This is a genomic window from Acinetobacter sp. WC-743, from assembly GCF_000335555.1.
Classification (GTDB): domain Bacteria; phylum Pseudomonadota; class Gammaproteobacteria; order Pseudomonadales; family Moraxellaceae; genus Acinetobacter; species Acinetobacter bereziniae.
In genome coordinates this window covers 61,512-83,831 of sequence record NZ_AMFQ01000098.1, presented here as the reverse complement: position 1 = coordinate 83,831, position 22,320 = coordinate 61,512, and the positions used below count along the sequence as shown (strand labels likewise).

16 protein-coding genes and 1 pseudogene are annotated in these 22,320 nt (G+C 36.6%); 9 read left to right on the top strand and 8 right to left on the bottom strand.

Annotation, left to right across the window (positions count from 1 at the left end; all coding sequences use genetic code 11):
* Positions 1-573: 573 nt before the first annotated feature.
* From ACINWC743_RS14815 to dsdC, 3 genes are all read right to left on the bottom strand, one after another.
* Positions 574-1,380 carry a hypothetical protein gene (locus ACINWC743_RS14815; protein WP_004828578.1) on the bottom strand — a complete coding sequence of 269 codons (807 nt, stop codon included), beginning with the start codon at positions 1,378-1,380 and terminating at the stop codon, positions 574-576.
* Positions 1,381-1,446: 66 nt separating this feature from the next.
* Entirely contained in the window at positions 1,447-3,717 is a 2,271-nt protein-coding gene (locus ACINWC743_RS14810; protein ID WP_009585998.1) for a TonB-dependent receptor domain-containing protein, read from the bottom strand.
* 404 nt (positions 3,718-4,121) lie between these two features.
* A complete protein-coding gene (gene dsdC / locus ACINWC743_RS14805) occupies positions 4,122-5,078 on the bottom strand; it encodes a DNA-binding transcriptional regulator DsdC (RefSeq protein WP_009586011.1) in 957 nt (318 codons plus the stop codon).
* 722 nt (positions 5,079-5,800) lie between these two features.
* On the opposite strand from dsdC, the gene dsdA reads away from it, so the two are divergent.
* Positions 5,801-7,147, top strand: coding sequence for a D-serine ammonia-lyase (gene dsdA / locus ACINWC743_RS14800; RefSeq protein ID WP_009585990.1), 1,347 nt, complete (start codon positions 5,801-5,803; stop codon positions 7,145-7,147).
* 326 nt (positions 7,148-7,473) lie between these two features.
* Here dsdA and ACINWC743_RS14795 read toward each other — a convergent pair whose 3' ends face one another.
* The 4 genes from ACINWC743_RS14795 to ACINWC743_RS14780 form a co-directional block, all read right to left on the bottom strand.
* Positions 7,474-8,340, bottom strand: coding sequence for a metal-dependent hydrolase (locus ACINWC743_RS14795; RefSeq protein ID WP_009586003.1), 867 nt, complete (start codon positions 8,338-8,340; stop codon positions 7,474-7,476).
* 683 nt (positions 8,341-9,023) lie between these two features.
* Positions 9,024-9,980 (bottom strand): 3-hydroxyacyl-CoA dehydrogenase NAD-binding domain-containing protein, encoded by a 957-nt coding sequence (locus ACINWC743_RS14790; RefSeq protein ID WP_009586004.1) that lies wholly within the window; start codon positions 9,978-9,980, stop codon positions 9,024-9,026.
* A gap of 201 nt (positions 9,981-10,181) precedes the next feature.
* On the bottom strand, positions 10,182-10,967 hold the full coding sequence (locus tag ACINWC743_RS14785) for a 3-hydroxybutyrate dehydrogenase (protein ID WP_004828570.1): 786 nt from the start codon (positions 10,965-10,967) through the stop codon (positions 10,182-10,184).
* Positions 10,968-11,001: 34 nt separating this feature from the next.
* Entirely contained in the window at positions 11,002-12,426 is a 1,425-nt protein-coding gene (locus ACINWC743_RS14780; RefSeq protein WP_004828569.1) for a GntP family permease, read from the bottom strand.
* Between the two features lie 596 nt (positions 12,427-13,022).
* Between ACINWC743_RS14780 and ACINWC743_RS14775 the strand changes: the two genes are divergently transcribed.
* From ACINWC743_RS14775 to ACINWC743_RS14765, 3 genes are all read left to right on the top strand, one after another.
* On the top strand, positions 13,023-13,904 hold the full coding sequence (locus tag ACINWC743_RS14775) for a LysR family transcriptional regulator (protein WP_005030608.1): 882 nt from the start codon (positions 13,023-13,025) through the stop codon (positions 13,902-13,904).
* A 142-nt stretch (positions 13,905-14,046) separates the two neighbouring features.
* Positions 14,047-14,748, top strand: a complete 702-nt coding sequence (locus ACINWC743_RS14770; RefSeq protein ID WP_009586001.1) for a CoA transferase subunit A — start codon at positions 14,047-14,049, stop codon at positions 14,746-14,748.
* 2 nt (positions 14,749-14,750) lie between these two features.
* Positions 14,751-15,398 carry a 3-oxoacid CoA-transferase subunit B gene (locus tag ACINWC743_RS14765; RefSeq protein WP_009586008.1) on the top strand — a complete coding sequence of 216 codons (648 nt, stop codon included), beginning with the start codon at positions 14,751-14,753 and terminating at the stop codon, positions 15,396-15,398.
* A gap of 85 nt (positions 15,399-15,483) precedes the next feature.
* Here ACINWC743_RS14765 and ACINWC743_RS14760 read toward each other — a convergent pair whose 3' ends face one another.
* Positions 15,484-16,107: a glutathione S-transferase family protein gene (locus ACINWC743_RS14760; protein WP_009585999.1), complete on the bottom strand. Its 624-nt coding sequence runs from the start codon at positions 16,105-16,107 to the stop codon at positions 15,484-15,486.
* A 405-nt stretch (positions 16,108-16,512) separates the two neighbouring features.
* On the opposite strand from ACINWC743_RS14760, the gene ACINWC743_RS14755 reads away from it, so the two are divergent.
* The 5 genes and pseudogenes from ACINWC743_RS14755 to chrA all read left to right on the top strand — a co-directional run bounded on the left by ACINWC743_RS14755 (position 16,513) and on the right by chrA (position 22,301).
* Positions 16,513-17,772, top strand: coding sequence for a mechanosensitive ion channel family protein (locus tag ACINWC743_RS14755; RefSeq protein WP_009586021.1), 1,260 nt, complete (start codon positions 16,513-16,515; stop codon positions 17,770-17,772).
* Positions 17,773-18,253: 481 nt separating this feature from the next.
* A pseudogene (locus tag ACINWC743_RS14750) lies at positions 18,254-18,610 on the top strand (tyrosine-type recombinase/integrase); the annotation flags it as partial.
* A gap of 72 nt (positions 18,611-18,682) precedes the next feature.
* Positions 18,683-19,561, top strand: a complete 879-nt coding sequence (locus ACINWC743_RS14745; RefSeq protein ID WP_000027438.1) for a TIR domain-containing protein — start codon at positions 18,683-18,685, stop codon at positions 19,559-19,561.
* 333 nt (positions 19,562-19,894) lie between these two features.
* Positions 19,895-20,833 carry a chromate resistance protein ChrB domain-containing protein gene (locus ACINWC743_RS14740; protein WP_002065076.1) on the top strand — a complete coding sequence of 313 codons (939 nt, stop codon included), beginning with the start codon at positions 19,895-19,897 and terminating at the stop codon, positions 20,831-20,833.
* A 46-nt stretch (positions 20,834-20,879) separates the two neighbouring features.
* Positions 20,880-22,301, top strand: coding sequence for a chromate efflux transporter (gene chrA / locus ACINWC743_RS14735; protein ID WP_002040866.1), 1,422 nt, complete (start codon positions 20,880-20,882; stop codon positions 22,299-22,301).
* Positions 22,302-22,320 lie beyond the last annotated feature (19 nt).

Here is a 22,320-nt window from a genome sequence, read left to right as displayed (position 1 = left end):
TAGACCTCTTGCGAAAGTAGGTTTTTGGGTCATTTAGCTATATGCAATACCTTATATAGTCAAACCGCCTGATTATTCATACAAGTGATTTGGATGATTCATTTATTTTGTACTTTTGAATCATAAACACTCTTGCTATCACGAGGCGACATGGATGTCGCCATGTTGAGCGGGGGTATTAGGATGTACCCCTCGCTCAACAGAAGATTTTTGTTACTTTTCATCTCTGAAAAGTAGAGTATCGCCTACGCAAAACAATTTAAACTTTAGAGCTAAAGCGTGGCAATGCAAGCTTTATATCATCAAACAATATATTGATCGCTTTAATTTTATTGATCAACAGAAATGATATTCTACTGTATGAATTTTTCAACAGATTGACTACATAACAAAGATCACAGCTGCTCAAATTTTGACTAACGCAAGAGGTCTATTGAAATTATATTTTACAGTATGCGTTTTTCAACAGACTGACGATATATCAAAATTAGGAAAATAATCATATTTATCAGTAGCTTGAAATTTTATACAAAATTGCTCAGCCATTCGAAAATGGCTGAGCAAAATAATGACTTATTGACGAATGGATTGATTCAGTTTTTTAGCGAACTGTTGAAGATCAGCATGTTGGATGGTGGTTTTACCTTTACTGATGGCTTGGAATTGTTGCGCTGCGGTTTCCTGCATTTTGAGTTTTCCTGATGCTATGTTTTGGTCAAAGCGTTGCATAAACTCATCAACATATTCTTTCTCAGTCACAATGTGATCACCGTTAACATCAGTTGCAAAGTATTGCTTATCTCGTGCAGTCAAATAATCTCCAAGCGTGACATAGTTCTTTCCTTGACCATACTGTGTAATGAATTCTTGTGTATTGCTTGGCATAGGCATCGAAATCGGTAATTTCACTCTAAAACCATCATGAGTTGCATTAGTGTTGTCTGATAATTTTGCATCCTCAGCATTGATCAAACCATCCTGATTTTTGTCAAACTGATTGAAGGTTTTTAGACCCGTTTCTTGAAATTCTTTCAAGGTCAATTTTTGATCTTTGTTATTATCCAGAATACCGAAACGTACATGCGCCTGTTTTTCAGACATTTCACGACGCTGTTTCAGCAAGGGCTCTAAGCGTGCTTGCTCAAATTGAATAAACTGCTGTTGCGTAACTTTTTTATTTCCCTTAAACAATTCAGCATAATCTTGAGGATATTGTTTAATCAAACTTGGAGTCGTTTGGTCTTTGTTGTTGGAGTGATAAAGCATATACAGTGCATATGCCTGCTGGTAAACATCCGTTTGCTCTACTGTTTCAGCAATGGTTGATACGGAACTGGTCATTGCTGTGATCGTTGCAATCAAGAGTGCCAATTTTTTCATGTTTATATCCTTAAATATACGTATTTGCTGGATTAAAAAAACTTTCTAGCAGGTGATTAAAAAAAATTAATATTTAAATTCGATACTTGCAACGACATTACGACCAGGTTCTGCAGCACGGTCAATGATACTTGCCTGATTTGCGCCGGTAAGCGTACCAACTGCGGCATAGTCCCAATACGTATTATCAAAGATATTATTGAATGCTACATTCAGCTTGGTGAATTTGTTGACGTTCCAATAAGCGGACAAATCAAAAACGGTATAACCTGCTACATTTTGATATTTAATATCATCCTGATAAGACGTGACGTCCTTAGTTGCCATTCTTTCGCCAACTGCTGTAGCGGTCATCCCTAATCCAAATACTTTATTCGGATCATCATAAGCAAACGTCAAGCTTCCCTTTTCTGGTTGAACTGAATTCACACCACTTTTGCCACCATTTTTATTTTTTGCTGAGCCTTTGGTTTTACCCGCAACCAATGCCAAGCTGTAGCCATCAGAGTTTGGGATAAACTGTCCTAAATCAATACGCGTAGACAGTTCTCCTCCCCAAATCTGTGCATCAGCTAAATTCTCAGCTCTGTAGTAACCATAAGGATATTGTGGAGTCGTTCCATAGTTGTAATAGTCGATAAAATCTTTGTATTTGGAATAAAACCCAGTCACATCAAATTTGATGCCATCAATTGATGTATTTCTTAAACCCAATTCAAATGCATCACTGGTTTCTTTTTTCAAGTTAGAATTACCAATGACGATATAACTCGGATTTCCAGGTGTGGTTTGATAAACCCCACCAATTTCTGTTGGAGATGGAATTCGATTGCCTCTTGAATATTTTAAATAGCTATAATTACTCGGCGTAAATTGATAGCTGGCTGAAAAGCTCGGAGATACATAGTTATAGTCTTTCGCCTGAACATCGCTATAAGACGTGATCTCAGGTCTAAATTCTTGGCGCTCTATACGGATAGCAGGTGTTAAAATTAGATCACGTCCCAGCACATCTAGACTAAACTCATCTGATGCATAAGCAGAGTAACGTTTCAATTCAGAGTTTAAGAGATAACCACCTTGATAAATGCTTGAAATGGTTTGACCATTACGTAAGTCAACTTTAGTACTGGCATATTCTTTCTTATCTGCAGCAAGACCATATTTTAGCTTTTGATTGTTAAACTCTTTTTTAGCATCTATTTTTAAGCCTGTATTTTTCTCTTTATAAGTTGTTGAAAAATCACGTGCAACCGTTGCACTGTTCATAAAGGCTGTCGCGGTATCGTTATTCGATTCCTGATACCATATTTTGCTATTCAGTTGATCGAAAAGCTGGAAATCATTTGGTTTATAGGTATGTAGAATACTGAATTGAGTTCGATCAATATCTTGATGTTGTCTAGCATCACTTTTAAAATTAGAAAATAAGTTTGCAGCAATATCCTTTGTATCAGTTTTTTTCTTATAATAATCAGCGGTAAAGTTCAGTTGATGTTGGTCGGATAAATTCCACAATAAACGTGTCAGCACCGCATCTGAAGTCCAATCTGATGGAAATGCTGGAGTTTTTGAGTTTGGCTTGGTTTCATTCCCTTCACGATGTGCATAGGCAACAAGTGCTTTAACATCATCATTACCTACAGCCCCAGTGACGGATGATAACCACGCTTGGTCCGCAGAACTATAACCTGCTTTTACTGTCCCTGCGACTGTTTTACCATTCACCAAATAGTCTTCTGGAGATTTATTTTTAAATGAAACTCGACCACCGATACCATCTGTAGAAACATCAGTTGTGCCTGAAACAATATCTACTATGGTGAACATTTCTGGCTCAATATAATCTCGACCAGCACCACGTTTACTCATACTTTTTGGTGGTACATAAGTACTCACCGTAGCATCTGCTAAATCAACCCCATCGACATCCAAACCGATTCTGTTTGCATCTATACCGCGGATGTTATAACTACTGGTTCCAGTTCCATCAAAAAATGTTCCGCCCCCTCCAACAGAAAATGGCGCATTTACCAAGGGTAAATATTTCACGATACCCGCCATGTCTGTGACGCCCGTTTGATCCATGTTTTCTCGATTGATGGATGTCCGACTAACAGGTGCGTCATTTTCATACTGTGCATAAACTGTAATCGTAGCTAAAGAATTATATTGATTATCAGATTTGGATTTTTCTAAACGATGTTCTTCTGCAAAACTGCCTGAACTTGCACCTGCTGCCATCAATGCAAACAAACATAATGATAAATAACGCGGTTTTAACTCCAAACGGTGAGACTGAGCGGTTTGGTAAAGTTCAAAAGGATTTGCATTCATGCGGGAGAAGCCTTTTATTAAAATGATATTGATAATCATTAACCATGTGTATTTTTGCTTTAGCTCATCGTAAAAACTTGAGGTTATACAAATTACAAATAGACACACAACTTAATAAATGAGAATAATAATCAATTAGATTATTATTTACAATATGCATTTTTTATGTTTGAACTTCAAAATAAAGATAAGTCACTCAATTTTTTCACTTTAATCATTCACAAATACTAAACAAAACAACATTTTATTTAAAGTAATTTAAATATAATCACCATAATTTAAATATTAAAAATAATATCAAGAGTTTGTAAAACCAGCATATTTTTCAGAATTTAAGCAGTGTCGCCGATGATTCTAGTACACAATCACAATAAAATTGCTTGGCGCAAATTCGAATTTTCTGCTTAATGTTCTTTTATTGCTCCCTGTTCTTCAATGGGTTGATTTTTTTTCACAAGCTCTAATAGCCAATCACTGAACACTTTGACTTTGGGCAATACATTATTTTTTAACGAAACGAGATAATAATGCTGTTCACATTTCAACTCCATGTTTTGAAATGGCATAATCAGTGCACCATTTTTTAAGTCATTTTCAATTAATTTTTTGCGTCCCATTGCCATCCCTAAATGATTTTTTGCAGCAGTCAATGCAAGGTCAGAACGATCAAAACTTAACTGAGCTAGATGTTCTATAGGAACGCGAAAATGTTGTGCCCAGCTATTCCATTCTTCTGTTCCTGTGCCATTACTCCATGCCTGACAATCATGCAACAATGTACAATCTTTTAACTTCTCTAAGTTATTGTTCAATTTAATCTTTTCAGCATACTCAGGACTGCATACAGGAATAATTGATTCATCCATTAAATATTGATAATTCAGTTGAGTAGAAGGTTGATGATCAAAATACAAGGCAAGATCAATTCCAGTACGCTGAAAATTCACATTTTCATTACCTGTCAAAATTGAAAGTTGAATATGGGGATAACGCTGAACAAAATCAGGCAAATGGGGTAATAACCAACACTGTGCGATTGATGGTCTTGCATAAAGGGTCAAAGCACCAACCAAAGACTGATTTTTTAATGCATTGATTTCACTATTTAATACATCTAGAGATGACTGTAAAGCATCGAGAATCCGTGTTCCTTCAGGTGTAAGCTTCACTTTACGATGCAATCGTAAAAACAGTTTGATCTCGAGTTCTTTTTCTAACTGGTTTATTTGATGACTCACAGCACTCGGTGTTAAAAACAGTTCTTCTGCTGCCAAGGCAAAAGATTCATGCCGCGCTGCAACTTCGAATGTATAAAGCTTGGAAAGTTGAAAACCCGTTAGATTTTTATGTGCGTTGTTCATGCATTTTCCTTTAGACCTTGAATTAAACTTTTATGCAATAGCTGATCCTGTTTGGTGACCGACATTGATCATACAGCATTGATTTAAAATCAAAATATAGTCAAACTTCCTGATTATTCATACCAGTGATTTGATATTAATCATTTATTCCAAATGAACTCTATATCGTTTATACGAATTTTTAGAAACTTTGGATGATTCGTATATTTTTCACTTTTGAATCATAGATGGTCTTGCTATCGTGAGCTGACTTGAATGTCGCCATGTTAAGCGGGGATAAATGAGCAAAAACAAAGCACTGCGTTGTTTGCAGCGCAAGAATACGATTCTACTAAAAATGGATTGATCAAAGTGAAGTATCGTCTACGTAAATCGATTTAAAGGTTAGCCATAAAGCGTGGCATTACAAGCTTTATATCATCAAATAAAATATCTATCGCATCAATTTTATTGATCTAGAAATTATATTGACTCTATGAGTTTTTCGCAGATTGACTATAAAACATCATCCCAATGTGTTCACTGTTCACATGAATGAGTTTAATGCATAGATCAAATTTCTTCGTTTGACAGATTTTTCAAATTTAACTTCAATAGCCCAATCATCAAAACTTGATCACACAAGCACATGCTACGGAAGTGATTTCGAAGTAAATGCAAGATAATTGAAAACGATTGACTGATCTATGGCGACTTGCACAGATGATCTCAGGAATAATTTTATGGATGCTCAACATATTCACCAATTGATCACTCAATATCCTATTGTTGCTGATCTCATTTCGTTAAAAGAAACGATATGGTTCAATCCAAATTTTACATCACTTGCAGAGGGTCTGCCTTATGTTGGATTGACTCAAAAAGATATAGATGATGCCAGTGACCGCTTAACTCGTTTTGCCCCATATTTGATGCACGCCTTCCCAGAAACAAAGCCCTCCAAAGGCATTATAGAATCAGAACTGGTAAGCATTGCAAATATGCAACAACGATTAGAACAACATTATGGGCAATCAATACTAGGACAACTCTGGCTAAAGAAAGATAGCCATCTCCCGATCTCGGGTTCGATTAAAGCACGGGGTGGGATTTATGAAGTACTTTATCATGCTGAAAAACTTGCCATTCAAGCAGGGTTATTGACGTATGAAGATGACTATACAAAACTGGCTAGCCCAACATTTAAAATCTTTTTCAGCCAATACAGTATTGCTGTCGGCTCCACAGGAAATCTAGGTCTTTCGATTGGAATCATGAGTGCTCAACTTGGTTTCGATGTGACTGTACATATGTCAGCAGATGCACGCCAATGGAAAAAAGATAAATTACGCGCGCACAATGTGACGGTAATTGAGTATGCCGAAGACTATGGTGTCGCCGTCGAGGAAGGTCGAAAATCAGCGCAGAATAATCCAAATTGTTTTTTCATTGATGATGAAAACTCACAAACACTCTTCTTAGGTTATTCGGTTGCTGGACAACGTTTAAAAAAACAATTAAATGAAAAAAATATTCTTGTCGACCAAGAACATCCGTTATTTGTCTACTTACCCTGTGGTGTTGGTGGAGGTCCGGGTGGTGTCGCATTTGGTTTAAAAATGGCATTTGGTGATCATGTGCACTGTATTTTTGCTGAGCCGACCCATTCACCATGCATGTTGCTTGGTGTCGCGACAGGGTTGCATGATGAAATATCGGTTCAAGCATTAGGGATTGATAATATCACTGCCGCGGATGGTCTTGCGGTTGGACGAGCATCGGGTTTTGTTGGACGTGCCATGCAAAGATTGCTGGATGGGTTTTATACATTGAGCGATGAAAGCATGTATCTCTTGTTAGGGCTGCTCAATGATTCTGAACAACTGAAATTGGAACCTTCAGCACTGGCAGGCATGCTTGGACCAATTTTGATCCATCAACAGCAAAACTATGCAACGCTCCATCAGCTTAGTCAAAAACAATTCAAAAATGCCAATCATATTATTTGGGGAACTGGCGGAGGTATGGTTCCTGAAGAAGAGATGGAAAAGTATTTGGCTGAGGCACATGCTTTAAACGATAAAGGATAGTACCACCGTTCTTTATCATTCGATTTGAGCACACAATGTGGGGCATATTCGATCCATGATTTCATTATCGGATATCCCCCCTTTATTATTTTTGAGATTGATTAAACAACTCCTTCATTTACCCGAAGCACTTGAGCATTTATCCAATTACAATAAATACAACTCAACTAAATTCAAGTTCTCCAACCTCTTTCATTCATATCGTTTTCGCAATTGCATGAGTCAGTTGGAGTTCTTTTAAGAAATGTTTGCATAATTTCTAAACCAGTCATATTGAGCGTATCAATGTATTTATCCTACTGAATAAGTTAAGCTAAACTCTCATGCTATTGAATAAATGTAGATTGTTCAGGTGAAATGCCAATCTTTACTTTGCTTTGCGCGACAATTTCAGATTCGTCTGTATCATTCGGATGAAAGTCAAAATGATAATAAGAGAAAAATTGAGGAATAAGCTTTCGATAGGACTGCATTGCAAAACCTGCAAACTTTACCCAAGACTTAATATTCCATAATTGCTTGTCTCTCGACATCAATACCATTTGATAGATATTTGAAAAAGCAGTAATCAGCACTAAACTAAAGGTGAAAATAGCGACTCGAGGAATATAGGCATCTAAACCTTTTCCATATAAATATTCGTACATATCATATGCCACAGCCTTATGTTCAGTTTCTTCTACACTATGCCAAAGCCATAAGTTACGAATCGTGGTGTCTGTCATTAACTCATTGACATTTTTCATCATTTCCACCACAAGAACTGCTGTGTAATGTTCCAAACCAACCGTAACCAATAGATTCCATTTTTTCGGAAAAATCTGCTCTATCGCTTTGAGTATTATCCCAGTCACCTTTTCTAAAGATTCAGGATCTAAACCATATTGTTGAGCGCTGACATGAAAAGCGTGATGTTCTTTAGAATGCATGGCTTCTTGACCAATAAATGCGCCAATATCACGGTCTAATTTTGGATTGCTTTTCACCTTGTCTCTTAATGCACGTACTGAGCGAACAAAATAAGACTCACCTTCTGGAAACAAAGTGGATAGACCTGTGAAGTAATGTGTAAAAGTTGGTTCATTATTACACCAATATTTAGGCATATCCTGAATCTCATAATCCATACGGCGTACTGGAAATGATGCAGGTATTTTTTGCTTTGATTTTTCTATCACTGCTGATGTAGACATGACTCACCTCAAGGATTTATCTAAAAATAACAAGTTCCAAAAAAGAACTTAAAAGTTAAAATAGTGAGCATGTTCTCACCTGTCAATCAGTTGAATGCCTAATCAACAGAGATTGTCCTTAAATGATAGCGCTGTTCCTATAAAGATAAACCGAATAGGGTCAAATAACATTGAGTCAAACATATCGTACTCACAGGCTTAATAGATTCTTCAATATTAAGATTAAAAAAGTGGAATAATATCTGATAAATCACATAAAATTGTTGATCTGTAAATATCATCATCCCCCTGCTTACTGATACAAGTGATTTAATGTCAATCATTCATCCCGAATAAACTTCATGCTTTTTATACAAAATTTTAGCAGCTTTTGCTAATTCATTGATTTTGCACTTTTGAATCCTAGATCATCTTTCTATTTTGAGGTGATAGAGATAACGCTCTATTCAATTGGATCTAGGATCATCTATTTAAACTTTAGATGTGAGACGAGACAATCAAAGTTGAATATCATTCAATAGTAGATATATTATTGATTTTACTCATTAATAAAAATTATATTTTACTGTTGCATTTTTAAACAGATTGAATAGCGAGCTAAAATCATTTCAAAATCAGCATCGCTATTCAGGAGTGAGGCAAAAGTCTTAAAGACAAATTGTATATTTATTCAACAATAATGATTATGGCAAATCCAATTCTGCTCGCATTTTCAAAGTTTTTAACAATGCCTGATTACGGAGCAATTGCAGATTTTTATCTCCTAGACTATTCACAAACTGCTGTGTTGCATCATCAAGCATCTCGATTTTTTCTTCAGTCAATGTATAGGGTTTCATATCAGCCCACCATTCTGACATTGGCTCACCTAAATGATGCATCGCCGCTTTAAACCCTTGTTGGTTTGCCAGTTGCATATTGAGATATGGACCAAAGATTGCCCAGCGTAATCCAGGTCCATTGGTGATTGCGGTATCAATATCTTCTGCACTGCACACCCCTTCAGAAACCAAATAAAATGCTTCTCTCCAAATCGCAGACTGTAAGCGGTTCGCAACATGTCCTTTAACTTCCTTTTGGATCAAAATCGGCTTTTTCCCCAATGATTGATAAAACTCAAAAGCATCCTGTATATACTTTGTATGTGTTTTCTCGCCACCAATAATCTCTACAAGCGGTAATAGATGGGGCGGGTTAAAAGGATGTCCCAAAACAATTCGTTCGGGATAAACACAATCTTGTTGAATATCCGATATTTTTAAACCCGATGAACTGGACGCGATTATGGTATCTTCTGGACAATTTTGTGTGAGTTGCACATATAGTTGTTTTTTTAGATCAATTCTTTCTGGACCATTTTCTTGGATAAAGTCGGCATCTTTAACTGCATCTGCAATATTTTGATAAAACCTTAAATTGTTCAAAAGCCCTGTAATATAACTTTCCAAATCACTTTGTTTTTGTTCTTCTAATTCAAATAGATCGAGTAAATAAGTTTGAACTCGAGTCGTTAAATTGAGTTCTGCATCGGCGGCTGGATCAAATGCACTGACCTGAAATCCTTTACTCAGATAAAAAGCAGCCCAACTTGCACCAATTACACCCGTACCGATAATGGCAACTTTATTGACTGATTTCATATATACACTTCCTCTTATCCTTGAAAAATGTGGGGAATATCTTGATATTTAATAGTGAAAAATAATGCTTTTATAACGGCAAGACTCACTCAAATTTGTGGAGGAATTCGTCCTCCACAAATAATGATGATGAATAAGCAGATCTTTCCGCAGCGATATCAACGGCTAGAAGGGATAATTATGATTGGATGAATATTGACACTATTGCGCTGTATAACCGCCATCCATCACCACAGCTTGCCCCGTGACGCCTGCTGCTTTTTCACTGGCTAGAAAAATTGCATAATCTGCGATTTCTTCAACATTGAGTAAACGTTTTTGTGGCACCATGGCTAAAATAACGTCCTCAAGTGCGCTTGTTTCACTGACATTACGTGTTTTTGCCAAATCTTTTATTTGACCACGGACCAAGGGCGTATCTACATAGCCCGGACATAATGCATTGACGGTAATACCATCTCGTGCAGACTCTAAAGCTGCCACTTTCGTTAAACCAATCACGCCATGTTTCGCGCTGTTATAACCTGCTTTTCCAGCAAAGCCGATTAGACCATTGATCGAAGCCATATTGATAATACGACCATACTTTTGTGCTTTCATGATTGGAAATACATGTTTAATTCCAATAAAAGAACCCACCAACATTACATTTAACAACTTTTGATAAATATCTGTTGGGAACTCTTCGATTGAAGCAACATGCTGAAAACCAGCATTGTTAATCAGAATGTCTAAACGCCCATAGGTCTTTTGCGTTAACTCAATCGCTGCAGCATAAGCATCTTCATTGGAAACATCACAAGGCGCAGATAAAGCGTCAAATCCATCCTTTTGTAAAGCAAAAACGGCTTCATTGCATTTATCCGCATTCATATCCGAAATGACGACTTTTGCACCTTCAAGTGCGAACTTTTTAGCGATTTCAAGCCCAATACCACTTGCTGAACCTGTGATAAATGCAACCTTATCTTTGAGAAGTTGACTCATGTTTGACTCCCTGTGTTGCTTCTTCAATATAAACTTAGACAATACCAAACCATGTAAATGCTGCAATCGCAACAAACACCGCAATGGTTTTAATGATCGTAATGGCAAAAATATCTTTATACGATTGTTTATGAGTAAGCCCTGTTACGGCAAGTAAAGTAATGACTGCGCCATTATGAGGTAAGGTGTCCATACCTCCTGAAGCCATTGCGACGATACGATGCATCACCTCAGCAGGAATTCCCATTGCAGCGATTGCGGCATTGTACTGATCAGCCATTGCACTCAACGCAATACTCATACCGCCTGAGGCTGAACCTGTAATCCCTGCTAAAACAGTGGTCGTAACTGCACCATTGACCAATGGATTGGTAAAAGTATGTCCTAAAGCATGACTAATCACTGCAAAACCTGGCAATGCTGCAATGATGGCACCGAAACCATACTCAGATGCAGTGTTCATCACCGCAAGTAAAGAGCCACCAATACTTGCATTGACCCCTTCTTTAAAACTGGTGGATACACGGCGGTAATCAAACATAATGGCGGTCATAATACCCACGATTAACGCTAAACCGACCGCCCAAATCGCCGATGTTTTAGCGACATCCACAGTATAGTTCGCCAGTCCAATTGCATTAAAATCAAAGCCGTTCGGGTACCATTGTTTAATCGCGGTGGATAAATATTTATTCATCACAGCCACCAAAATCAATGGGACAAATGCCATAAATTGGCGTAGTCCAGAACCATTATCCTGTTGTTGGGATTGACTTTCGAATTGTTGTAATTCAGCCTCAGTCAATGTAATACCAGAAGTAAATCCATCACCATTGCGTGCAGCAACACGGCGACGCCATTCCAAATAACTTAAACCGACACCCAAAACAAAAATTGCCCCAATAATTCCTAAAAAAGGTGCGGCATAAATATTGGTTCCGAAAAATGTAGTTGGAATAACATTCTGAATCTGAGGTGTGCCCGGTAAGGCATCCATCGTAAACGAAAAAGCACCTAGTGCAATTGTGCCTGGAATCAAACGTTTTGGAATATTGGCTTGTCTAAACAATTGGTTTGCAAACGGATAGACTGCAAAAACCACCACAAACAAACTTACACCACTATAGGTGAGAATCGCGCCTAGAAGCACAACGGTCAACATGGCATTTTTGGAGCCAATGAGCTGGACAATGGTTTTGGCAATTGATTCTGCAATACCAGACATTTCAACAACTTTACCGAAAATTGCCCCAAGTAAAAAAACCAGGAAATAATCTTTAATAAAGCCCACCATTTTTGGCATAAACACACCAGAATAAAATGGTAAAACGTTGGCTGGATTGATCAGTAAGACGGCAAATAAGGCACAAATCGGTGCCATGAGAATCACAGAAAATCCTCTGTAGGCGGTATACATCAACAGCCCTAGAGAAAGCAAAATTATACCCAGTTCCCACATATCTTTTACTCCGTCCTTAAAGCATATATGTCTAAATCCACCTTGTTTTTTATTTCAAATCATCACAAGGCAGTTCCATTCATTGATATGAATGAGTTATTCAATAAATAAAAATGGATAGTTAGAAAAATTAATTTTCATCAATACATTGAGCATTTATAAATCATCCAGATTTATAAATTGGAATATCCATATCCAAATTATCAATAAAACTATAATCCAAATTTTTAGGGATATTATTTGAAAATATTTATCAGTTAATATGAAAAGCTCATAAATTGAAGCAGATTTATTTTTGTGTTGACTTAATGGGTACTGATATAAAAAACAAAGTGTTAATTTTCAAGATCATTCATGAAAAAGTAGCCCATTCATTCTTTTACAAATTCAAGATTAGCTTGGTTTATCCATACACAATCAATATTTACTCACATAAAAATTAACTTAAGCCATTAATAAAATTAAAATTTTATTAATCCATAGAACTCAGCTGATTGAGTAAACACAATATAATTTAAGTGCTTAAATGATTGGTTATACGCTCAAAGATTCTGAGTTTAGCGTATCATAGTGCTAAAGATCAGTGAGGTAGAGTTATGACACTCAAACAATTAAAAGCATTTTTAGTCCTTGCCCGCACATTAAACTATGCCAATGCTGCCAATGAGCTTTGTTTGAGTCAATCCGCTTTAAGTTTAAGTATCAAAAGCTTAGAAGATGAACTTGGCGGAAAACTGTTTAAACGCAATACCCGTCGTGTCGATCTTACTGCGGAAGGAAATGCTTTAATCCCATTTGCCAAAAAGCTTTTAGCCAATTGGGAAGACATGGAAAGAGACGTTAAACAGCGTTTTAAGCTGCATCGAGGGACACTCAATATTGCCTCTATGCCTTTCGCAACACATGCTATTTTACCTGCGGTACTCAACGAATTTAACAAGCATCATCCCAATATCAATTTTTCAATCCATGATATTCCCAATGAAAAAATTATTGAAAAAGTACAAGAAGGTATTTTTGAACTTGGTATTTGCTTTGAACCTCAACACAATGATCAATTAATTTTTAAACCCTTCTTCAATGAAGATTTTTTGGCATTACTTCCTAAAGACCATGTACTCGCCAAACATCAATCAGTAACATGGCAAGAATTATGTTCGTATCCCTTTATAACACTACAAAAACCATCAATCATTCGACATGTGGTTGAAGAAAAATGTGCGCAGAATGATTTAATTTTGGATTTAAAAATCGAGTGTCATCAAATCAGTTCTCTTTCCCATTTTGTGGCTTTTGGCATGGGTGTCAGTGCAATTCCACGGCATTTTCAAAATTATATCGACAAAGAAAATAACCTATTGATTGAAATTGAAGATGGACAAGTCAATCTTCCTGTTGGCGTGATTTATAAAAAAGACTTTGAACTCTCCAATATCTCCTCTCAATTTATCGAAACCTTGTTGGCATATCAGTTTTAAAGCTTCCTGCAAATCAATAAAATTCAATGTTTTTAACGAAAAATTAATGAGTTTTTCTCATTGAACATTTGAAAGAATCAATTTCTAAAATCATTTATGCAGTGCTAATAATAAAAGCTCTAAAGGACATAGAGTTAAAACGATGAACAAAGTTGTCGCGAGTGCGCATGAAGCTTTAGCTGATGTAGTTGCAAACAATCAGACCTTTGCTGTGGGCGGATTTGGATTATGTGGAATCCCAGAAGCATTAATTGATGCCTTAAAAGAAACGGGCGTAACAGGTTTAACCTGCATTTCAAACAATGCTGGCGTTGATGATTTTGGTCTAGGCAAACTTTTACAAACCAAACAAATTAAAAAAATGATTTCATCCTATGTGGGTGAAAATAAAGAATTTGAACGTCAATATCTGAATGGTGAACTTGAAGTTGAACTGACTCCTCAAGGGACATTGGCGGAAAAATTACGTGCTGGCGGTGCAGGCATTCCTGCATTTTTTACCCAAACAGGTGTAGGTACACTGGTTGCAGAAGGAAAAGAAGTTCGTAATTTTGCTGGCAAAGACTATATCCTTGAACATGCCTTGATTGCAGATATTGCCTTGATAAAAGCTTACAAAGCAGATAAAGCGGGTAATCTGATTTTCCGTAAAACAGCACGTAACTTTAATCCAGAATGCGCCATGGCAGGAAAATTGACCATCGTTGAGGTTGAGGAAATTGTTGAAATTGGTGAACTAGATCCTGATTCAATTCATCTGCCAGGCATCTATGTCAGTCGTATCATCTTGAATGAACAACCTGAAAAACGAATCGAACAATTGACATTGAAGACGGAGGCTTAATCATGGCTTGGACGCGTAATGAAATGGCTGAGCGTGCTGCTCAAGAACTTGAAGATGGTTTTTATGTCAACCTAGGTATCGGATTGCCGACACTGGTTGCAAACTATATTCCTGAGCATATCGATGTCTGGCTACAATCTGAAAATGGTTTATTGGGAATAGATGAATTTCCAACTCAAGAAACTGTAGATGCGGATTTAATCAATGCAGGCAAACAAACCGTCACTGCACGTCAAGGTGCTGCATTTTTCTCTAGTGCTGAATCTTTTGCCATGATCCGTGGTGGTAAAGTGAATATTGCCATATTGGGTTCAATGGAAGTTTCTGAAAAAGGTGATTTAGCCAACTGGATGATTCCTGGTAAGAAAGTCAAAGGAATGGGAGGTGCAATGGATTTGGTTGCTGGTGTTCAAAAAGTTGTGGTTTTGATGGAACACTGTGCCAAAGACGGTAGCCCGAAAATTGTCTCAGAGTGCTCACTGCCACTTACGGGCAGATTGGTTGTCAACCGCATCATCACTGATCTGGGTGTTATGGATATTACGCCACAAGGCGTTAAATTGGTTGAACTGGCTAAAGATGTCAGCTTAGAGCAAATTCAGTCTGCGACAGGTGTAAGCTTGATTACAAGCGAGCTTCAAGCTTCTTGATCAAAAAAAAGAGCTGAAATCATTTTCAGCTCTTTTGCTCTTGTTTCGAACAAGTTAATTCACAATAAGAAAATCTGCTGGCAAACTAGTTTTGACCATTATTGCCCCATTTTAAATAAGCTTCACGCTGACTTAAACGTTCATAATAATTTTGAACATGCGGAAAATCTATTTTTTCAAATGGTGTTAAGTACCAACGCTGTACAGACAAGCCAATCACAATGTCCGCTAAAGAAAAGTTTTGCCCTGTGACATAAGACCCTGTTTTTTCTAATTGTTGATCAAGGATCTGCATATGTTTACTCCAAGCCTGAATACTTTGCTCTACCCGCTCTAAATCTTGATGTAGAGGTGAATGACGAACCAAATGCATCAGGGCATATGTCCAGCTGTTGTTCAATTCAATCCCCTGCCAATCAATCCACTGATCCACTTCAGCACGTTGTTTGGCATCCAAAGGATAAAGGTGTTGTCCATTATATTGATTGGCTAAATATCGAATGATCGAGTTGGATTGCCACAACACAAAATCCTCATCGATTAAAACAGGAATGGTCGCATTGGGATTCAGCTTTAAAAATGCGGTTTCTTGAGTGGATTGAAAGCCACGCCCCCAATCTTCACGCTCATAAGAAATATTGAGTTCATCACACAGCCAAAGTAATTTTCTGACATTGATTGAATCAGCTCTTCCAAGAATTTTTATCACAAACCATCTCCTATCCAATGCAAATAATATAGCTGAAAATGATGAGAAACATCTGTGTTGAAGATCACATGATCATAAAAATATGATTGAAAAAAATCGTGATATAAATCTTAAAAATAAATATGCAGCAATAAGACTAATTCATTCAACTTATTGTCATCTGAGAATTAAAGAAATGAGATATATAAAGCGTTTTAAAATAAAACTTATCTAAAAACAAATGCTTCATACAGTCAAATTAAAGTGTAAGCATACATCTATAATCAATGGGTCATTGATACTAAATCATGTGAACATTCAATTGAGTAAATAAATGATGCCCAAATGTAGCTAAAAAGTATTTTTATCTAATATTGTCATTCACAAACAATACAATGACCTATCCGAGATTTTGAGGTTGTACTTTTGGATAACTTTGCTTTTTTTAAAAATATTCAGGAATGGTCTGATCAGTATCCGTGGTTAGAAATGCTGACATCATTGTCCATTTTGCTTTTTTTCGCATTTTTAGCAAATTTTATTGCAAAACAAGTCGTTGTTCGGGGTATACGTAAACTCATTTCAAAGATGAAGTTTGCATATAGTGAAATTTTCTCTGAACACAGTGTGATTCGAAGAGTGGCAAACATTGTCCCAGCGATTGTTATTTTAAATGGGATTAGCACAGTTCCACATTTGTCTGTAAAAGTTGTCAGTCTCGTACAAATGGCATCGCAAGCATTTATCTTCCTCACGATTGCCCTTGCACTCAGTGAACTTCTCAACGTTTTTAACTTATTTTATCAACGTAACCCAAAGTCACTTAATAAACCTATCAAAGGTTATCTTCAGCTGGTCAAACTGATCGTATTTATTGTTTGTGGTTTATTGGTATTGGGTACATTCCTGAAGAAAGACGTATTTACTCTGCTGGCAGGTTTTGGTGCTATGGCAGCAGTATTGTTATTGGTTTTCCAAAATACCATTCTTTCTTTGGTCGCGTCCGTACAAATTTCTTCTTATGACATGGTACGTATAGGTGACTGGATTGAAATGCCTTCACTCAATGCTGATGGTGATGTGATTGACATGTCGCTACATACCATCACTGTGCAAAATTTTGATAAAACCTTTACTACGATTCCGACCAATAAATTGGTGACGGATACCTTTAGAAACTGGCGCGGTATGAAGTTATTGGGTGCAAGACGGATCAAGCGATCTATCTTTATTGACCAAACCAGTATTCACTTCATTACTCAGGAAGAACAACAGAAATTAAAAGCTTTCTTATTGCTGGATCAATATCTGGACAATAAACAATCTGAGCTAGAGACTTTTAATCAGCAGTTTGAAAATCAGTCGATCTATAATCAACGTCGCCTGACCAATATCGGAACCTTTCGGGCTTATGTTGAGTTTTATCTAAAACAACATTCAGGTATTGCAAAAAACCAATCGCTGATCATTCGACAGTTGCAGCCAACCAGTGAAGGCATACCGCTTGAAATCTACGCATTTGCCAATACAACGGTATGGAATGACTATGAAGCAATTCAATCTGATATTTTTGACCATTTGATGGCAATTATTCCTGAATTTGGCTTAAGAATTTATCAAGCACCTTCTGGTTCTGATTTACGTTCATTAGCCAGCCATTCATCTGCAAATACTTTAGAGCATTGATTAGGAGTGATGGTTCAGGAGCATATCTGCGCCTGAACAATCTGTTTATGTATTGCTCGTACATTCATTCAGCGCTTTATTATGCTGAGCTAAATAAGATACTGCACTGATTAAATACGTTATCCAGACTCATGTGAATAATTCGTTTATTCACATGATTACCAATTATTTTTAGGATTTATTTTCAATAAATTTATATGTATAAAAAAAGCCCTTGTAATCACAAGGGCTTTTTTAGATATTTGGCGGAAGCGGTGTTAGTCAAATTAAACAACCAAACCACTGATAAACATACAAAAAATAATTTAATTTTAGTTTTTTACTGTTATTTTTACTACAATAAAATTTCAACCAATCATTTGTTTATATTTCATTCACCTGACACTATTCTTGCTTAGTAAGCTAATGATTGTAAATTACAAATCATCTTAAACTACCCATTCTAAGACAGTTCATGTAATTTTACCTCAATTAAGAGTTCATTCGAGAATATATTCAATTAGAAGATTTTATATTCCCCGCCCCACGTAGTGGTGAAATGCTTTCCGACATGCCATTGACTACACTAATCAAGCGTATGCATGAACAAGAACTAAAAAATGGCTTAGGCTATATTGATCCAAAACAGAATCGTATAATTACCACACATGGCTTTCGGTCTACTTTTCGTGACTGGTCTGCGGAAAAAACTAATTATGCGCGTGAAGTCTGTGAACATGTATTAGCGCACAAACTACCAGATAAAGTTGAAGCTTCTTACTTGCGTGGAGATTATCTAGATAAACGTAAAGAATTAATGGCAGATTGGGCAGAGCACTGCTCTACGCTTACAGAGTGATGTAACACATAAACCTTGTATTTCGCCTAACCAAATAATAATCTTACCCTTTATATTTATCATAGAGCCAACATGTCAATACAAACTATAAGCAGTACCATAACAAGGTTAAATAAGGAGTTAGCAGATATTACTCATCGAATGAGCTTAGAGCAGAAAAAGGGAGCTGATATAATTTCTAAAATTTTACAAATTCAAAATTCTATCGGGAAGACAACTAGCCCCTCTACATTAAAAACAAAGTTATCAGAAATTAGTAGGAAAGAACAAGAAAACGCTCGTATACAATCAAAACTTTCAGACTTACAAAAGAAAAAGATTGATATTGATAATAAGCTGCTGAAAGAAAAGCAGAACCTTATAAAAGAAGAAATACTGGAAAGAAAAAAATTAGAGGTCCTGACTAAAAAACAGCAGAAAGACGAAATTGAACATCAAAAGAAGCTGAAACGTGAAATTGATGCTATTAAAGCTTCTACCCAATATATTACTGATGTTTCAATATCATCTTACAACAATACAATACCTGAGACGGAACCAGAATATGATTTGTTTATTTCACACGCTTCAGAAGATAAAGAAGATTTTGTCAGACCGCTTGCAGAGACATTACAGCAACTTGGAGTAAACGTTTGGTACGATGAATTCACGTTAAAAGTTGGGGACAGTTTACGTCAAAAAATTGATAGTGGTCTCCGAAACTCTAAATACGGTACCGTTGTTCTTTCAACTGACTTTATTAAGAAAGACTGGACCAACTATGAACTTGATGGCTTAGTAGCTCGAGAAATGAATGGCCATAAAATGATTTTACCGATTTGGCACAAAATTACTAAAAATGACGTTTTAGATTATAGTCCGAATTTAGCCGATAAAGTCGCCTTAAATACTTCTGTAAATAGTATTGAGGAAATTGCCCATCAATTAGCTGATGTTATCTTAAATCGATAAGCGCCTTCTAAAAATTAAAATTTTGACTGAGATTTACAAATAACCTAATTCTCAGTCAACTTTTGAACACCCTACAATTTAGACACTTTACAATCAATAATTTAATTATAACTAAAACAATTTTTTTTGTGATGAGTAATACTGAATTCACAAATATTGATGTATATTGAAACAATAAAACCAAATAATTTATATAAAATCAAAAACTTAAAAAATTCTTCTTTAGCCATTTCCGCCCTTTAATATTTCTTTTGATATAAGAAATCGATTCTTCATATTTGTATCCAAGCCAAATTAATGTTATATATTTAACAAATAAGTTGAGTATACAACATGAAAATATCTTTACTCATATCCTCTTTGCCTACACAGAACACATCTACACGTATGAGAGTATGGCGTTCTCTTAAAGCAAGTGGAGCCGCAATCCTTAGAGATGGTGTGTATTTACTTCCCATTTCTCATAGCGAGAAATTTGATCCTATTGCAAGTGACGTTATTTCAGAGCAAGGCTCTGCGTATGTATTCCATGCGGAGCAGCCTTTAAACCTTGAATTAGCTCCTTTCTTCAGTCGAAAAGAAGAATACGATGTCCTCTATAAACAACTCTCTGAGTTAAGAGATCGTCAATCTAAAGATGAAAAGAAAGAGCTGCTCAAGCAAATCCGTAAATTAAGAAAAAGTATCGATGCACTCGTAGAAATTGACTATTACCCCGATGAGACTCAAGCACAGGTACTAAATGAACTTTCTGCTTTAGAGCTTTCAATAGCTCGACTTGGTGAAGTGAATGAGCCTCAAGCAATACAAGCACATATTCAACTTCTAGATAAAAATAGTTATCAAAACAAAATATGGGCAACTCGTAAGAGACCTTGGATTGATCGTCTAGCCTCTGCATGGCTAATCAAGACTTTTATTGATTCAACTCCTACATTTATTTGGTTAGAAACACCAAGTGAATGTCCAGAAGAAGCTTTAGGATTCGATTTTGATGGTGCAGCTTTCAGTCATATCAATCACTGGGTTACCTTCGAAGTTCTTTTACATAGTTTTAATTTAGAAACACCTGCTTTGAAAAAAATTGCTGAGATTGTCCACTATCTTGATATTGGCGGGATTGAGCCACCCGAAGCTTCAGGCATAGAAACCGTCTTTGCAGGAATACATGAAAACATTACAGATGATGACCAATTATTAGTCGCATCAAATGCAATCTTTAATGGCCTATTGTCTAGCTTTAATAAAAATAGCTCTGTACTGAATGATTAAACGCATCAAATACTTTTTAAATTTCAAAAATTTAGGTGAAATAGCAATGAATACAAATGAAGATTCCACTGCTTTAGCTGAAAGCATTCCCCCACATGAACTTCATGGTGTTTCATTTCGTGAAGCTTTTTGGGTATGGCTTAAAGTAGCTGCGCTTAGCTTTGGTGGACCTGCGGGGCAAATCGCAGTAATGCATAAAATTTTAGTTGAAGAGAAACAATGGATTAGTGAAACGCGTTTTTTACATGCCTTAAATTACTGTACACTTGTTCCTGGTCCTGAAGCACATAAGTTGGCTGTATACATAGGTTGGTTATTACACCGAACACGTGGCGGACTCGTTGCGGGTACTCTCTTTATTTTACCGGGTCTACTTGCATTAGGAATACTAAGCTGGATTTATGCAAGTTATGGTCAGATTAGTATTGTTCAAGCATTATTCTTTGGATTAAAAGCAGCCGTACTTGCAGTAGTTCTTGAAGCTGTCATGCGTGTAGGTCGTCGAGCCTTAAAAAACAAGGTGATGGTCATTGTCGCTATCTTGTCATTTATCGGCATCTTTATCTTTGCTTTGCCTTTTCCATTTATTATTTTAGTTGCTGCGCTTATCGGTTACATCGGAAATAAAAGTGGAAGTAAAGCATTTAACGCCTCCTCATCTCATTCTGACGCTAATAGCTCTAATGCTTCATTAGCAGCTATTGATGCTGCTTTTGCTAAGCAGATCCCAGAGCATGTACAACCTTCCCATACAAGAGCTCTAAAAATTACTCTCATTGGTTTGGTCTTATGGCTCGGCCCACTTATAGCTTTTATTACTTTAATGGGCAAAGATAATGTTTATACGCATATCGCTCTATTCTTCAGCAAAATGTCCGTACTTACGTTTGGTGGTGCTTATGCAATTTTATCTTATGTTGCACAGCAAGCCGTCGAAAACTTCCATTGGCTTAAACCTAGTGAAATGCTGATCGGACTTGGTATGGCTGAAACCACCCCTGGCCCCCTGATTAGTGTAGTTCAGTTTGTAGGCTTTATGGCAGCGTATCGAGACCCAGGATCATTGAATCCTGCCTTGGCTGGTACTCTTGGAGGTATATTAGCGAAATGGGTAACATTTGTACCCTCTTTTCTATTCATTTTTATTGGTGCTCCATATATTGAAGCATTAAGAAATAATAAGGCTTTAAATGCCATACTTTCGACAATTACAGCAGCTGTTGTTGGAGTGATCCTTAATCTATCAGTGTGGTTTGCATTACATACATTATTTGCTGAAGTTAATGTAATTCATAAATATGGAATGGTTTTACAAGTTCCAGTTTTATCCAGCATTAACCCATGGTCACTAATGTTATCAATCATAGCTATGCTTGCTTTATTCCGTTTCAAACTTGGAATGATGACTACTTTAGCTGGTTGCTGCGCTATAGGAATTATTCTTCACTTTTTCGGGATAAGCGGCTAATCACTTATAACTATATAAA

What these genes read in the sequence shown, in the direction of transcription:
- ACINWC743_RS14815 (WP_004828578.1), bottom strand. Translation starts at nt 1,380, where the DNA reads ATGAAAAAATTGGCACTCTTGATTGCAACGATCACAGCAATGACCAGT.
- ACINWC743_RS14810 (WP_009585998.1), bottom strand. Translation starts at nt 3,717, where the DNA reads ATGAATGCAAATCCTTTTGAACTTTACCAAACCGCTCAGTCTCACCGT.
- dsdC (WP_009586011.1), bottom strand. Translation starts at nt 5,078, where the DNA reads ATGAACAACGCACATAAAAATCTAACGGGTTTTCAACTTTCCAAGCTT.
- dsdA (WP_009585990.1), top strand. Translation starts at nt 5,801, where the DNA reads ATGGATGCTCAACATATTCACCAATTGATCACTCAATATCCTATTGTT.
- ACINWC743_RS14795 (WP_009586003.1), bottom strand. Translation starts at nt 8,340, where the DNA reads ATGTCTACATCAGCAGTGATAGAAAAATCAAAGCAAAAAATACCTGCA.
- ACINWC743_RS14790 (WP_009586004.1), bottom strand. Translation starts at nt 9,980, where the DNA reads ATGAAATCAGTCAATAAAGTTGCCATTATCGGTACGGGTGTAATTGGT.
- ACINWC743_RS14785 (WP_004828570.1), bottom strand. Translation starts at nt 10,967, where the DNA reads ATGAGTCAACTTCTCAAAGATAAGGTTGCATTTATCACAGGTTCAGCA.
- ACINWC743_RS14780 (WP_004828569.1), bottom strand. Translation starts at nt 12,426, where the DNA reads ATGTGGGAACTGGGTATAATTTTGCTTTCTCTAGGGCTGTTGATGTAT.
- ACINWC743_RS14775 (WP_005030608.1), top strand. Translation starts at nt 13,023, where the DNA reads ATGACACTCAAACAATTAAAAGCATTTTTAGTCCTTGCCCGCACATTA.
- ACINWC743_RS14770 (WP_009586001.1), top strand. Translation starts at nt 14,047, where the DNA reads ATGAACAAAGTTGTCGCGAGTGCGCATGAAGCTTTAGCTGATGTAGTT.
- ACINWC743_RS14765 (WP_009586008.1), top strand. Translation starts at nt 14,751, where the DNA reads ATGGCTTGGACGCGTAATGAAATGGCTGAGCGTGCTGCTCAAGAACTT.
- ACINWC743_RS14745 (WP_000027438.1), top strand. Translation starts at nt 18,683, where the DNA reads ATGTCAATACAAACTATAAGCAGTACCATAACAAGGTTAAATAAGGAG.
- ACINWC743_RS14740 (WP_002065076.1), top strand. Translation starts at nt 19,895, where the DNA reads ATGAAAATATCTTTACTCATATCCTCTTTGCCTACACAGAACACATCT.
- chrA (WP_002040866.1), top strand. Translation starts at nt 20,880, where the DNA reads ATGAATACAAATGAAGATTCCACTGCTTTAGCTGAAAGCATTCCCCCA.